The organism is Streptomyces sp. BE303, from assembly GCF_036290945.1.
Classification (GTDB): domain Bacteria; phylum Actinomycetota; class Actinomycetes; order Streptomycetales; family Streptomycetaceae; genus Kitasatospora.
In genome coordinates this window covers 1-13,673 of record NZ_JAQYWZ010000790.1, presented here as the reverse complement: position 1 = coordinate 13,673, position 13,673 = coordinate 1, and the positions used below count along the sequence as shown (strand labels likewise).

The 13,673-nt window shown below is 72.9% G+C and carries 11 protein-coding genes and 2 pseudogenes; 7 read left to right on the top strand and 6 right to left on the bottom strand.

The window, feature by feature from the left end:
* Positions 1 to 246: 246 nt before the first annotated feature.
* The 3 genes from PUR56_RS25765 (at position 247) to PUR56_RS25755 (ending at position 2,592) form a co-directional block, all read left to right on the top strand.
* Positions 247 to 705 (top strand): MarR family winged helix-turn-helix transcriptional regulator, encoded by a 459-nt coding sequence (locus tag PUR56_RS25765; protein WP_329881587.1) that lies wholly within the window; start codon positions 247 to 249, stop codon positions 703 to 705.
* Between the two features lie 26 nt (positions 706 to 731).
* Positions 732 to 2,186 carry an MFS transporter gene (locus PUR56_RS25760; protein WP_329950652.1) on the top strand — a complete coding sequence of 485 codons (1,455 nt, stop codon included), beginning with the start codon at positions 732 to 734 and terminating at the stop codon, positions 2,184 to 2,186.
* Positions 2,187 to 2,298: 112 nt separating this feature from the next.
* On the top strand, positions 2,299 to 2,592 hold the full coding sequence (locus PUR56_RS25755; RefSeq protein WP_329950651.1) for a DUF1330 domain-containing protein: 294 nt from the start codon (positions 2,299 to 2,301) through the stop codon (positions 2,590 to 2,592).
* A 267-nt stretch (positions 2,593 to 2,859) separates the two neighbouring features.
* Here PUR56_RS25755 and PUR56_RS25750 read toward each other — a convergent pair.
* Together PUR56_RS25750 and PUR56_RS25745 are read right to left on the bottom strand one after the other, a co-directional pair.
* Positions 2,860 to 3,021: pseudogene (locus tag PUR56_RS25750) on the bottom strand (metallophosphoesterase family protein); the annotation flags it as partial.
* 117 nt (positions 3,022 to 3,138) lie between these two features.
* A complete protein-coding gene (locus PUR56_RS25745) occupies positions 3,139 to 6,804 on the bottom strand; it encodes an nSTAND1 domain-containing NTPase (RefSeq protein WP_329950650.1) in 3,666 nt (1,221 codons plus the stop codon).
* A gap of 490 nt (positions 6,805 to 7,294) precedes the next feature.
* On the opposite strand from PUR56_RS25745, the gene PUR56_RS25740 reads away from it, so the two are divergent.
* From PUR56_RS25740 to PUR56_RS25730, 3 genes are read left to right on the top strand one after another with little or no spacing between them, the layout of a single operon-like run.
* The gene (locus PUR56_RS25740) at positions 7,295 to 8,413 is read left to right on the top strand and encodes a hypothetical protein (protein ID WP_329950649.1); all 1,119 of its coding nucleotides are present in this window, start codon (positions 7,295 to 7,297) and stop codon (positions 8,411 to 8,413) included.
* A 3-nt stretch (positions 8,414 to 8,416) separates the two neighbouring features.
* Positions 8,417 to 9,280 (top strand): DUF3592 domain-containing protein, encoded by an 864-nt coding sequence (locus PUR56_RS25735; RefSeq protein ID WP_329950648.1) that lies wholly within the window; start codon positions 8,417 to 8,419, stop codon positions 9,278 to 9,280.
* Between the two features lie 25 nt (positions 9,281 to 9,305).
* Positions 9,306 to 9,626: a hypothetical protein gene (locus PUR56_RS25730; RefSeq protein ID WP_329950647.1), complete on the top strand. Its 321-nt coding sequence runs from the start codon at positions 9,306 to 9,308 to the stop codon at positions 9,624 to 9,626.
* Between the two features lie 262 nt (positions 9,627 to 9,888).
* Here the strand turns inward: PUR56_RS25730 and PUR56_RS25725 are convergent, their stop codons facing one another.
* Positions 9,889 to 11,001, bottom strand: coding sequence for an EcsC family protein (locus tag PUR56_RS25725; RefSeq protein ID WP_329877695.1), 1,113 nt, complete (start codon positions 10,999 to 11,001; stop codon positions 9,889 to 9,891).
* Between the two features lie 588 nt (positions 11,002 to 11,589).
* On the opposite strand from PUR56_RS25725, the gene PUR56_RS25720 reads away from it, so the two are divergent.
* Positions 11,590 to 12,030: an alpha/beta fold hydrolase gene (locus PUR56_RS25720; RefSeq protein WP_329950646.1), complete on the top strand. Its 441-nt coding sequence runs from the start codon at positions 11,590 to 11,592 to the stop codon at positions 12,028 to 12,030.
* Between the two features lie 51 nt (positions 12,031 to 12,081).
* On the opposite strand, the gene PUR56_RS25715 is transcribed toward PUR56_RS25720, so the two are convergent.
* From PUR56_RS25715 to PUR56_RS25705, 3 genes and pseudogenes are all read right to left on the bottom strand, one after another.
* On the bottom strand, positions 12,082 to 12,225 hold the full coding sequence (locus tag PUR56_RS25715; RefSeq protein WP_329950645.1) for a hypothetical protein: 144 nt from the start codon (positions 12,223 to 12,225) through the stop codon (positions 12,082 to 12,084).
* A gap of 66 nt (positions 12,226 to 12,291) precedes the next feature.
* Entirely contained in the window at positions 12,292 to 13,212 is a 921-nt protein-coding gene (locus PUR56_RS25710; protein ID WP_329950644.1) for a cyclase family protein, read from the bottom strand.
* Positions 13,213 to 13,268: 56 nt separating this feature from the next.
* Positions 13,269 to 13,673: pseudogene (locus tag PUR56_RS25705) on the bottom strand (hypothetical protein); the annotation flags it as partial.

Genomic DNA, 13,673 nt, shown 5'->3' with positions numbered 1-13,673 from the left:
GCACCGACCTGACTGCCACTCTGGACCGTGAGGTTGTCCTGGTGAAGGGCCTGCGCTTCTCAATCCAGCACGGCCCAGGAATCGTGCCTGGTCCTGGCGTGCCGCGAGGCGCGGTGAGGTGGACCTGTCCCTGATCGGTGTGGACTCCACGACTGTCCGGGCCCACCAGGATGCCGCCGGGATGTGTCGCCGAACCCCGGCCGGGAGATGCATAAAGGATTCATATAAACCTGTTATGCTTCAGGCATGAGTCGCCGAGACGCCGCGCACGGCGCTTCCGATGCCATCGGGTCAGCCCTCTACGGTCTGGCCACCAGGGCCGTGAGACGCCTTCCCCGCGACATGAGCCTGACGTCCGCCGCTACCTTGGCCACCCTGGACAGGACCGGCCCGCGACGGATCACCGATCTGGCGGTGGCCGAGGGCGTCACCCAGCCCGCGATGACCGTCCTGGTGCGGGTGATGGAGGAATCCGGGCTGGTCGAGCGGAAGGGCGATCCGTCCGACAAGCGGGTCACGCTGGTGTGCCTGACCGAGGCCGGCGCGTCGTACGTCCGGACGCGACGCCGGGCGGGCGTCGCCGCGTACGCGCGGTTGATCGAGGAACTCACCGGTGACGAGGTCGAGGCCCTGGCAGCAGCCCTTCCGGCGCTGCTGCATCTGGCGGAGCTCGAAAGCCGCACCCGAGAGGACTCGGACCGGTGACCGGGGCCCAGGCTCATGACCGGCCCATGAGCACGGCCCCGATGCGTTCCGAGGCACGTCCGCTGGTCCCCGCCCTGATGTTCATCGCCCTGGTCGTGGCGGCGGTCGCCAGCCTCGGGACGCCGCTCATCACCAGCGTGGCGACCACGTTCCACGTCTCCCTCGACAGCGCGCAGTGGACGCTGACCATCGCCCTGCTCGGCGGCGCCGTCGCCACACCCGTCCTCGGCCGGCTCGGAGCCGGCCCGCACCGGCGGGCCACGATTCTCGCCACGCTGGCGATCGTCGTCGTCGGCAGCGCGCTCACCGTGCTGCCGCTGCCGTTCGCCTGGCTGCTCGTGGGCAGAGCGGCCCAAGGCGCCGGACTCGGTCTCACGGCGCTGATGATGGGCGTGGCCCGCGACCATCTTCCCGAGGATCGCAGCGCGGCCACGATCGCCCTGATCTCCGTGGTCTCCGTCATCGGAGCCGGCGTCGGCTATCCGCTGGCCGCGCTGCTCGCCGAGGTCGGCGGACTGCGGGCCGCCTACGGCCTCGGCGTGCTCGTCACCGCCATCGCCTTCGTGACCGCGTGGCGCTCCGTGCCCGCAGCTCCCGAAGGCCGCTCCGCTCACCTGAACGTGGCCGGTGCGCTCGTTCTGGCGGGTGGACTGTTCCTCGTCCTGTTCCTGGCCGGCGAGAGGAGCCTGTGGAGCCGACACCTCGCCGTGGCGGTGACCCTCGCCGTCGCCGCCGTACTCCTGCTCGGCGGCTGGACCGTTTCCGAACTGCGAACCAAGACACCCCTGGTCGACGTCCGGGCGGTGCGGCACCCGGCGGTCGCCGGGGCGAACATCGCCATGTTCGTCGGCGGGAGCGGCATGTACCTCCTGCTCACGCTCATCACCCGCTACGCGCAGACGCCGCACAGCGCCGGGTACGGCTTCGGACTGACCACCCTCGTGGCGGGGCTGGTCCTCATCCCGTTCTCCGTGCTGGGGTTCGTCGCCGGCAAGCTCACGCCGCGGGTCCGGACGCGGATCGACGGCCCCCTGCTCCTGGCCGGGAGCGCCGCCGTCGTCGGCGGCGGGTTCGTCCTGTTCGCCACCGCCCGGTCCACCCTGGCCGAACTGCTCGCGGCCATGGGCGTGCTGGGCTTCGGCGTGGGCAGCTTCTCGGCCGCCGTGCCCGGCGTCATCCTGGCCGTCACCCCCAAGAGCGAGACGTCGAGCGCCATGAGCTTCAACTACGTCGTCCGCAGCGTCGGGTACTCCCTGGGCAGCGCCGTCGGCGGTCTGGTCCTGGCCGCAGGCACCGCCACGGGTCGCCTCTTCCCGAACGACGACGCCTACACGACCGCGGCGCTGGTCGGCGTCGCCGCGATGGTGATCACGACGACGGTCGGCCTCGCCCTCGCCCGCCGACGCTCACCCGGGACCAATCCGATCACGGCCCCGGTCGATGTGTCGGGCCCGGGCCGGTCGCGTCGAACGGGAAGCTGAGGATCGAAGCCGTCCGACGTCGACGCCGTCTCCGCCGGCTCGCTCGCCCACAGCGCGCCGGCCGTGGACCCGAGCATGTTTCTCAGAATCGATTCCGAACACAGGAGGTACCGTGGTCAAGGGCTATTGGGTCAGTGCCTACCGCACCATTGCGGACCCCGAGAAGCTGGCTGCCTACAACAAGCTGGCTGGTCCAGCCGTCAAGGCCGCGGGCGGGCGGGTGCTCGTCCGCGGTGGCCGGGTCGTTGCACACGACGCCGGAATCGCCGGGCGCACCGTCCTGATCGAGTTCGACAGCTTCGAACAGGCGGTCGCCGCACACGCGAGCGCGGCCTACCAGGAGGCGCTGGCCGCACTTGCCGACGGCGTCGAGCGCGACTTCCGCATCGTCGAAGGCGTCGACTGACGACGGGGCTGCGTCGGCGGCGAACAGGAAGCCGGCTGCGGGGATCACCCCGGCTCGTCGGCGCGCCGGTCCGGCCGGACAGCACGGCGCAGCACCGATCCGGGTCGCCGTGTGAGCCTTTCCCGGATGTCGTGGAGGGGGGCGAGTGTCACGGGTTGTGGTCGCGTTCGTCCCGTGGGGCGAAGGCTGCGAGGGCGTCGGCGTCGGTCGCGCGAGCGTGCAGGAAGTAGTCGGCCCATTCGGTGATGCCGGGATAGGACGAGTCCTGGCCGTCAGGAGGTCGAGAACCTGGGCGGGTTGCGGGCCGGCGGTGATGTCGCCGGTGAGCACGATGTGATCGGCGGTGCTGACGTCCGGTTCGGCGAGTACAGCTTCCAGGGCCGGCAGGACTCCGTGGATGTCGGACAGGACGGCCACTCGGTTCGGCATGGTCACCACTGTGGGACGGAGGCAGCCGAGTGATGTGATCTTTCGCCCAGCGCGTAGCGACGGTGCTGCCCGCCTCGCCCCGGCCGGCGCCGGGGCAGTGGTGCGGACGGCTTTCGCTCAGCGGCAGACGTCGCCCAGGGCCGCTTCAGGGAAGAGCCCGAACCACCGGTTGGTCCGGCTCAGTTCGCAGACGCGGTCGGCGATCCGGTCCGCGTCCGTGGGCCACAGCCGTAACCCGTCCGATCCTACGGTGAGGAGCGAGCTCCGGTCGGGACTGAAGGCGGCCCCGTGCACGCCTCTGGTGTGGCCGTCGAGCCGTGCGGTGATCCGCTGCCCGGCCACGTCCCACAGGCAGACCCTGCCGCTGGCGTCCGTGGTGGCCAGGGTGCGACCGTCGGCGCTGAAGGCGGCGGAGAAGACGGTGTTGATGTGGCCGGTGAGGGTCGCGACGATGCGGCGCTGCGCCAGGTTCCACAGGCGTACGGTGGCGTCGGCGCTGCCGGTGGCGAGGGTGCGGCCGTCGGGGGAGTACGCCAGGGCCGTGAGGGCGGCGGTGTCCTCGGGCAGGACGGCGAACTCCGCCCGCGAGGCCAGGTCCCACAGCCGTACCGTGCGGTCGTAGCTGCTGGTGGCGAGGGTGCGGCCGTCGGGGGAGAAGACGGCCCGGGCAACCATGTTGGTGTGCCCCTGGAGGACAGCCGTCGGCCGGTGGGTGGCCAGGTCCCACAGGCGTACCGTGCGGTCGTAGCTGCTGGTGGCGAGGGTGCGGCCGTCGGGGGAGAACGCGACGCTCGACACGCTGCCGGTGTGGCCTTCGAGTGAGGCGACCGGGCGGCCCGACGCGGCGTCCCACAGCCGCACCGTGTTCCCGGAGCTCACGGTCGCCAGCAGCTGTCCGTCCGGGGAGAACGCCAGGTGCATGATGTCCTGGTCGTGTGCCGTGAAGGTCGCGAGGGGACGGGGCGGGTCGGTGGCCCACAGGGTGACGGAGCCTTCGACGTGGCCGACGGCGAGCGTCCGGCCGTCGGGAGCGTAGGCGGCGACGGTCGTGGTGCCGTCCGCGGTGCCGATGGTGGCGGTGGTTCGGCGGGTCCTGACGTCCCAGGTGTGGACGATGTGGTCGGCGGCGGTGGTGGCCAGCTCGGTGCCGTCGGGGGAGAGGGCCAGCGCGGGGGCGGTGGAGTTGGTCTCGTGGAACCTGTCGGTCATCCGCCGCTCGGCCACGTCCCACCAGGCGAAGGTGCCGTCCTGGCCGATCGTCGCCAGGGTACGGCCGTCGGCGGTGAACGCGACCTGGCTCACCTCCTGCGCATGCCCGTCGAGGACGGCCGTGCCGGTGTACGAGGTCAGACTCCACAGCCGGACGGTGCGGTCGGCGCTGCCCGTGGCCAGGGTGCTGCCGTCGGGGCTGACGGCGACCGTGGTGACGGCGCCCGTGTGGCCGAGAAAGGTGCTCGACATCCGGGGGGTGACGGTGTCCCACAGGTTGACGGTGCGGTCGGCACCGCCGGTGACCAGGGTGTGGCCGTCGGGCAGGTACGCCACCGACCGGACGGAGTCGGTGTGGCCGGTGAGGACGCCCTTCGTACGCCCGGAGGAGACGTCCCACAGCCGGACGGTGCGGTCGGCGCCTGCGCTGGCCAGGGTGCGGCCGTCCGGGCTGAAGGCGACCGTCATGACGGTACTGCCGTGGCCGGTCAGGGTGGCGAGCATGCGGTGGGTGGCGGTGTCCCACAGCTTCACGGTGTGGTCGGCACTGCCGGTGGCCAGGGTGCGGCCGTCAGGTGAGTACGCCACGGCCAGGACGGCGCTACCGTGACCGGCGAACTGCCTGGACGTGTAGGCGCCGTAGGCGCTCAGCAGACTGCCGCGAGCCTCGGTGGTGCGGGCCGCCCGGTAGCCCTCCAGTGCGACCAGGGCAGCGGTTTCGGGCTCCTTCTCCAGGTACTGCCGGGACTGGGCGGCCCGTTCGTGGGAGACCGCGATCCGGCGCTGCGCGTCGGACTGCGTCTTCTGGACGTACGCGGTCGCGGCCAGCACCAGTGAGAGGACCGTCAGCACGGCCAGCGCGACGACCGTCCAGCGCCTGCGGCGGCTGAGCCGGTCGTCCGCAGTGGTGCTGGCCGCCACGAAGGCGGCCTCCAGACGGTTGAGCGTCGAGCCGCCCGACCGCGAGCAGCCCCGGGCACCGGCGAGCTGCGCGCCGCGGTACAACGCCCCCGGGTCGCGGTGGAGCTCGTGCCAGGTCCGGGCGGCCTGGGTGAGCCGGCGGTGCGCGCGCAGGGCCTCGCGGTCGACGTCCAGCCAGTGGCGCAACCGCGGCCAGGAGCGGATGACCGCCTCGTGGGCGACGTCGACGGTCCCGTCGGACAGGACGATCAGCCGCGCGGCGGCGAGCCGGTGCAGCAGGTCGTCGATGGTCCCGGCGTCGGCGAGGCCGTCGAGTTCCGCGCGGGCCAGGCGGCGGCGGGTGTCCTCGGTGCCCTCGCCCGGGGCGGTGAGCCGCAGGAACAGCATCCGCATGGCCTCCTGGTGTCCGGGCGGAAGGCCGGCGTACACCGCCTCGGCGGTCTGGGTGATGGCTCCCCGCATGCCGCCGGTGGCCTGGTAGTCGGCCAGCCGCAGGACATCCCCGCTGCGCCTGGTCCAGGCCTCGCGCATCGCGTGGGCCACCAGCGGCAGGGCGCCGGGCTGGTCGGTGGCCTCGGAGAGGACGGCCTCCAGCAGTTCGGGTTCCACCACGACGCCCGCTCCGGCGGCGGGTTCGGTGACGATGTCCCGCAGCTCGCCCCGGGTGGGGGTGCCGACCGGCAGTTGGGCGCCGCGGCGCAGGGCGCCCGCGAGTTCGGGGTGGGCGAGGCAGCGGTCGTAGAAGTCGGCGCGCACGCTGATGACGAACCGCACCCGGCCCGCGGCGGCCCGGTGGCCTGCCACGGGGTCGCAGGCCGTGCGGTCGTCGGCCGTCAGGGCCAGGCAGGCCAGGACCGCTTCCCGTTCCCCGGCGTCCGGACAGGTGGTGAAGAGTTCCTCGAACTGATCGATGACGAGGACCGCGCGCCGGTCGGCGGGCTGGGTGACCAGCCAGGTGTCCAGCGCGATCCCCAGCGCCTCGGGCTCGCCGGCCAGGACGCGGGCGAGCGCCTCCGTGTCACCGCCCGTCAGCGCGCAGACCGCCGAGGCAAGTGCGCGCAGCGGGCGGTCGCCAGGGGCCAGCAGGGCGGTGTGCCAGGACTCGTCGAGCCGCGGGAGCAGCCCCGCCCGCAGCAGTGAGGACTTGCCGCTGCCTGAGGCGCCGACCACCGCCGTCAGCCGGTGGCGGTCCACGAGCCGCACCAGATCGCCCACCAGCTCCGACCGCCCGAAGTACAGGCCGGCGTCTGCGGTACCGAACGGGGCCAGCCCGAGGTACGGGTCGCGAGCCGGAGCGCTTCCGTCCGCACGGTCCTCGCCGCCCGCCCCCGCTCCCGCCGACGGGCCCCGGAGTGCCCGGGAGGCCGCCTCCCAGCGGGCCTGCCACTCCGCCTGCCCGCCGCCGCACACCCGCGCGTAGGCGAGCACCACGGCCAGCGACGGCAGGCGTTCGCCCTTCGCGGCCTCCGCGAGCGTGCTGGCCGAGTAGTGCGAGGCCTTCGCCAGCGCACGGTAGCTCGGGGCACCGGCCCGGTCGCGCAACTGCCGCAGCTCCCAGGCGAGCCGCTCCACCGGGCCGGCCTGCGGGTCCACGAACCGCTCCGGCCTGCCCAGTCGGGCCTGGCGCCTCGTTCCGTCCGGCCGCGCGTCCATGCCACCACCCCCGGGCGGGCCCGTCCCGCCGCACCCGCATCATTGTCCGAATTGAATGTCCTGCCCAGAGAGCCCTTTCGGACAATGCGAATCCACCGCACGGTTGTTGACACGGGGGACGCCTCGGACGGCCCTGCGGTGCGGAGGCCGGGTCCGAGGCGTGTGCGGAGCGGGACCGGTGGCCGACCGAACGGTCGGCCACCGGTCCCGCTCGTTACGGAAGGTCGGGGCCACGCACCAAGGCCCCGCCCCTCCGGCGAGACACCCTGACCCCCGGTCAGGAGAGAAGCCCCACCGCGACGGACTGCGGCGCACTCGGCGCACTCGGCGTGCCCGGCGTCCTCAAGGCCGCCACCGCCGACCGCTCGCAGCGCCTGCTGCGCCCCGGCGGTCTCGGGGTTGCCGGCACGCGTTGACGTCGTGCCTCGTCGGAGAGCTGGCGAGGGCTGACACCTACCGGAGGTCACCTGCGCCCAGCACAATCGCCCGTATGACGACTACCACGGGCGCCGCGCCGCCGCCCACGCAGAACAGGCGTGTCATGCTCGCTCGGGGGTTCCTCACGGGCGGTGTGACGGGGGTGTCCCTGGCGGCCGTCGTTGTCGGGATCGTCCTGGGGAGTGTGCCGCTGATCGTCGGGGGAGCGTGCCTGCTCGCGGTCTACGTCCTGATCCGCTACCTCGCCGGCATGCCGAGGCGGGCCAGGGAAGCGGCGGTCCCGCCGTGCCTGGCCCTCGCGATGATCGAGAGCCGGGAGGCCGTCGTAGGCGAGGCGAGCGATGTACCGGTGAGGTTCGACCTCACCGTCGCACCGGACGACGCACCCGCGTACCGCGTCGAGTTCACCCAGGACATCAACGTCGCCTACCTGCCCGACTACCGGCCGGGCGGCATCCTGGTCGTCCAGTACCCGCCGGACCGGCCGCTGAAGGTGAGGATCGTCAAGCGCCCGACCCCGGAGTGGGAGGAGCGGGTGGCCGTGGCCCGTCTCGATTCCGCGTCCGGACCGGCCCGGGCGAGCGACCCCGCAGAAGGCGTCGGCGCCACCGCGGTCGGATTCCTCGGTCTGCTGCTCGGCGCGGCCCTGGTCGTCCTGCTGTTCCGCGCGGACCTGTTCCGCGCGGACCTGTTCGGCGAGGACGGCACCAGCACCGCGCGGCCGCCGGTCTCCGCCTCCGGCACCTCCTCGGCGTTCATGGTCACCGTGTCGTCGGTGACCGGCACGGTGGCCCTCGGCTCCGGTCAGTCCTTCCTCGACGAGGGCAGGTTGGGCGGTTCCGTCGCCACGCTCGCCCGAGGCGAGGACCGGCAGCGGGCGCTCACCGTCACCGTCCAGGAGCGCCTGCTGACGGTCGTCTTCGCCCCGAGCAGCACCCCGGCGGCCTCCCGAATCGACCTGGAGTCCCTGCCGTACGATCGTGTCCCCGCCCTGGTGCAGGAGGCCATGACCACGCTGGGCGTCGGCACCCTGAGCACCTGGCAGCTCACCGCCGACCGTCTGACCGGCACGGTCGTCCTCAGGGTCTCCGTGACCGGCTCCGAGGGCGCCGCCTACCTGGAGGCGGACGGGCAGGGCAAGGTTGTTCGGCGCGTTTCGGCGGGAGGCTGACCCATGGGCTGGCATGCGTATGCGGCGCTGTGGTGCGGGGTGTTCGGCGCGTTGGCGCTGGTCGGATACGGGAGGTCGCTGGCCGGGATGACCCGGGCGCAGCGGACGGTCCGGGCGAAGGGGCGGATCGAGCGGGTGGGGGAGCCGCGGCACGGGAGTTCCCCGAAGGACGGGATATCCGTGGTCGTCTCGTTCCAGGACCCTTCCACCGGGCAGGAGTTCACCGTCACCAACGACGGTGAGCGGGGCGAGAGGATCGGTGTGGCGTGGACGGGCCGGGAGATCGGCGTGTCCTACCCGCGCGGCAGACCCCATGCCGTCCGGTTCGCCAGTCAGGTCCCCGAGGGCGGGCGCGGCCTCGGCCGGCCGAACTTCTTGCTCTTCCTCGTCTACGCCGGCCTGGTCGCCGTCGCCGTTGTCGACCGGGGATGGCCGTGGGCTCTGGTCGGCTTCTGCGGGCCCTGGGCCCTCTCCGGCCTCTTCCACCTGCCCGGGAACGTCCGTGACCGGAACCGTCGTATCGACGAACTCGCCGCGATGGCCGTCGTCCCCGGCCGGGTCGTTGCCGTCCTCAGGAGCGTCACCGTCGACTCCGACGACGGCCACGCCTCGACCACCCTGATGCCGGTCGTCACCTTCACCACCCTGGACGGCAGGGAGGTCACGGCCTACTGCGGGTCCGGCATCCCCGACCCCGCCGGATCGCGGGGATCGGACCTCACGGTCCACTACGCCCCCGCAGACCCGGCCGAATTCGTCCTGGACGTCGAGGCCGAACGCCGTTCCTGGAAGCGGGACATGGCCGTCAATGTGGTGGGTGTGCTGGTCGTGGTGGCGGCGGCCGTGGTGGGGGTGGTCGCGCTGTGACCCGGGAGCCGGTTATCGTCCCGCCATGGAGCCGCTGACGTTCGACTACGAGAGCCTGCATCTGCGCGTGGACCGGGGCGTGTTCGAACTGTTCAGCAGGGGCCGATCCGAGTTTCGGGTGCCGCTGCGGTGGCTCGGGGCGCTGGTGTACTACAAGAAGCCCGACCGGCCCGGCCAGTTGTTCATCGGCACTGTACGCGACTCGAGCGCCGCACTCTACGGCACCGACCAGGCCGCCTTCTGGTACAGCACCTCGCCCGAGTTCCGGGTACCGCCCGGCGATGAGCCGTTGTTCCGTGGGTACTTCACCGAGGTGGCCGCGCTCGTCGACCGGAGAGTGGTCTGACGTGGAAGCGGCGGAGCCGCGGGTTTCCGGCACGGGCGTCTGCCCATCCAGGTCGACCGGGGGATCGTCGAGGTGTTCCGGCGCGGCAACGTCATCGGGCCGCACCGCTACCCGCCGGCCCGGGTGACGGTGTACGCCGAGGAGCCCCGAGGCGCGCTGCGCGGCGATCAGCCATGCCCGGGGTATCACCAACAGCGTTGCGCTCGCGTGGTGGGTGGGACGTCGAGACCTGCCGAACAGCACGGCGAGACCGCCTGGTAGATCAGGGAAGGTGGGGTCCGCCTGCCTCGGAGAGTTCGGCGAGGACGCTGATCGGCCTGTCATCGGAGTCCACGCCGTCCTCGTCGGTGTCGAGGAACGAACCGGTCGCCTCCTCGTCGCCGAGGTGCGGGTACTTCTCGATGAGGAAGCGGCGCCGGTAGGCCATGTCAGCGGTGTCGACGATCCGCTCCAGCATGGACCAGTTGAGGGTGCTGCCCACGAGAATCCCGACTCCGGGAACGACCTTGCCGAGGCCCTTCTTGGTGAGGCGTATGCCGAATGCTCTGGCGAACTGCACAGAGACCTTCGTGACCACAGACTCGCTCAGGACATCCCACGCCTTGCCTCGCACGAGTGCCTGGGTGAGCCGGGATATGTCGCCCATCGCGGCGACTTTGGCGGAGGACGACGCCGCCGTGCCGGCGTTGACCACGGACATCACGAACAGCTTCTCGGCGGGCGATTCGGGGTCGTAGCCGTAGAACAGCGACACATGGCCGACCACCCGGGACGCCAGTCCGAGGACGATCGCGGCGTCGCCGGCGAGGGCGCCCACGATCATGCCTCCCGAAGGAGCTGCCGCGGCCCCTGCGGAGGCGGCGACGACCAGCTCCCCGCCCGAGATCACCAACCCCGCGGTCGCTCCCGACAGCGCCGCGGCGGCCGGGTAGTACCAACTGGCCGCGCGCCCCCGCACCGCGTCGATCTGCTCCAGGTCGAGCCGGCGAAGGTCGGCCAGCGACGACACGTCGTGACCGCGCTTCTGATGGCGCTTCACCACCCGAGCGGGGGTCAGTCCCGCTCGCGACAGCCGCCCCACCGTCTGCCGGGTGGACTGGACGACCACGCCGCTCCAGTCGGGCATCGCGTCGGCGGCACTGCGCGCGGCGGTACCCGCCTTCCGGGCTCCCCCGGCGACGATCTCCTGCCCACGCGTCACTGCGGAGAGGGCCCGTGGGTGGCTCTCCAACCGCTTGGCCGCGCGCCTGCCGAGCTTCGCTGCACCGACGGCCAGCTGTTCGCCGGCCTCGCCCATTCTCCGGGACAGCGGGCGGCCTGTGAAACGCTGGATGTCGCGCCATGCTTCAAACTCGTAGTCCGAGGGTTCAGTCACACCGGGATCGTAGGCTCTGGCGCAGGAACCGCGCGGGGGGTTGGGAAGTTGTCCCGGGAATCCGTGGCAGCCGCGGATACCGCGCACGCCGCCCGGCTCGATCAGAGAGAACCGACGGGCCGGGGCATCCTGCGCTTGATGGGATTCCGACGGGAGAGCCCTCACTCGTTCGGGCCGATGCGCTCCGGGACAGCAGACGGGGACACGGCCAGGGCCGCCCGGCTCAGACCTCGACGCCGCCGGCGCCCACTGCACCGAGGTCACCGTCCCCCTCGACTACCGCCTCCCCGACGGACGCACGCTCAGCATCGCCCTTGCCCGGCTGCCCGCCACCGACCCCGCCCACCGGCTGGGCACCCCGTTCTACAACCCCGGCGGCCCCGGCGTCCCCGCCCGCTCTCTCGCCCTCGCCCTGCGGCAGGCCGCCCCCGTCCTCGGCGCCCGTTACGACATCGTCGGCATGGACCCGCGTTTCGTCGGCGCCAGCACCCTCGACTGCGGCTGGCCGACGGCCGGCCCCGGCGCGGCCAGCCCTGACCGGCTGGGCTTCGAGCGGGCCGCCGAGCTCGCCAAGGACCTCGCGGCCCGATGCGCCGCGTCCCCTACCGCGCCGTGCTGCCGCACACCTCCACCCGCAACACCGCCCGGGACCTGGACCTGGTGCGCGCCGTCCTCGGCGAGCCGACGATCGCCTACCTCGGCTTGTCCTACGGGAGCTACCTCGGCGAGGTCTACCTCCACCTGTTCCCCGACCGGGTGGGATGGGCGGTGTTCGACGCCGCCATGGACCCGGACCGCTTCGGGCCCGACCTGACCGCCACCCAGGGCCCCGCGATGGGGGCCGCACTCACCGCCTGGGCCGCCTGGGCGGCCGGCCACGACGACCGCCACCACCTGGGCGCGACCACCGCCGATGTGCTGGCCTCGGTCGAGCGGGTGCGCCTGGCCGCCGAACGCGCCCCGCTGGCGGTCGGCGCCCGCCGGGTCGACGCCCGGGCGCTGCCGCAGGTGCGGTGGACGGTGTCGTGACCAGCGGCTCTGGCAGCGGACCGCCCCGGACCCGGCGGGCCGACCGTGCCGTCAGCAGAGCGCCGCCGGACGGCGGCGGAGTCGGGCCGGAGACGCCAGGCCGATCGCGGTCCAGGCGGTGAGCGCCGCCGCGCCGCCCAGCTTCGTCAGCTGGAAGGCTTCCCCGCTCGCCGCGATCCGCCCGGCGGAGGCCATCGCGTTCGCGGCGAGCAGCAGGGCGCCGCCAGCCCAGCCGCCGCCGCGCCGGGGCTGAGAGCACCCTCACCGCTCCCCGTCCACCAGCGCGTGCGCGCGGACCGGGAAGGTGCCCATGCCCTCGACGGCCGGCGGCGCGGCGAAGAACCGGAAGCCGGACGGCGGCAGCTGCTCCAGGCCGCGCAGGTGCTCCACCACCGGGATGCCGGCCGCCAGCAGCGCGGTGTGCGCGGGGCGGGTGCCGTCGGCGGTGTCGTCGATGTTCACCGAGTCGATGCCGACCAGCGCCGGGCCCTGCTCGGCGAGCCAGGCGGCGGCGTCCGCCGTCACGAAGGGGTGCCCGCTGCCGTAGGCGTCCGTCCCCCAGCGCCGGTCCCAGCCGGTGTGGATCAGGACGGCCCGGCCGGTGACCTCGTGCGGGAGCAGCAGGCTGCGGTCGATCGCGCGCCCCGGCGCGCCGTCGAGCCGGACGACCAGGCCGGGCAGGTCGGTCAGCCGCTCCAGCGGCAGGGCGGCGAGGTCCGGGCCCTCGCTGAAGCGGTGGAACGGGGTGTCCACGTAGGTGCCGGTGTTGGCCACCATCGAGATCCTGGCGATGTTGAACTCGGTACCGGGGGCGTACAGTTCGCGCGAGGCGTGCCGGGAGAGGTGGTCGCTGATCTCCGGGCCGGGCAGGCCGGGGTAGGTCACCATGCCTGGGCGGATCGGGTGGCTGAGGTCCACGATTCGGCGTTCGGTGGCGGTCCCGCCAGCGGCCGTGCCGCGCGAGCCCTTGTGCGGCTCGCGCAGGACCTCCCGGTTCGTGATCCGTACCCCCTCGACCATCAGCAGGCCGAGGTGGCGCACCAGCAGTTCACCGAGCTCGCCGTCCTCGATCTCCGGCCCGGGGACGTCCAGCCGGAACCCCTGGGTCTGCAGGCCGCCGCCGTTGGCGAAGCCCACCTCGGCGTCGAACCGCACCCGCCACTGCTCACTCGTATCGGTCATGCCTCGATGGTCAGTGAAGGACAGCTTGCGGGCAAGCAAGAATTTCTGAAGTACCGCTACAGCTCTGCACCATGATATTCGGCCCCCGGCGTCTGCGCGCCCTGCGCGCCGTGGCCCTGCGCGGCGGCGTCGTGGACGCCACCCGGCTGCTGCACCTCACCACTTCCGCTGTCTCCCAGTAACTCGCCCGACTGGAGGAGGAGATCGACCAGCTGGTCCCGGCGTTGGGCGAGACTGACGTGCAGGTACTCGCGGGCCGGGCCGTCCGGCGGGGCCGGACGGTCGGCCAGGAACGTCCGCGTCCCGCTCGGGACGAGGCTCGCCGCGGCCAGCATGGCCGGCCAGTCCTCCACCGTGGCGACCGAGCCGGGCAGTTCGGCCCGCATGCCGCTGAAGGTGTCCTCGTGGGCGGCGTCCAGCCGGGCCTGGAGGCCCGGGCGGCCGAGCCCGAGGTCGCGGGG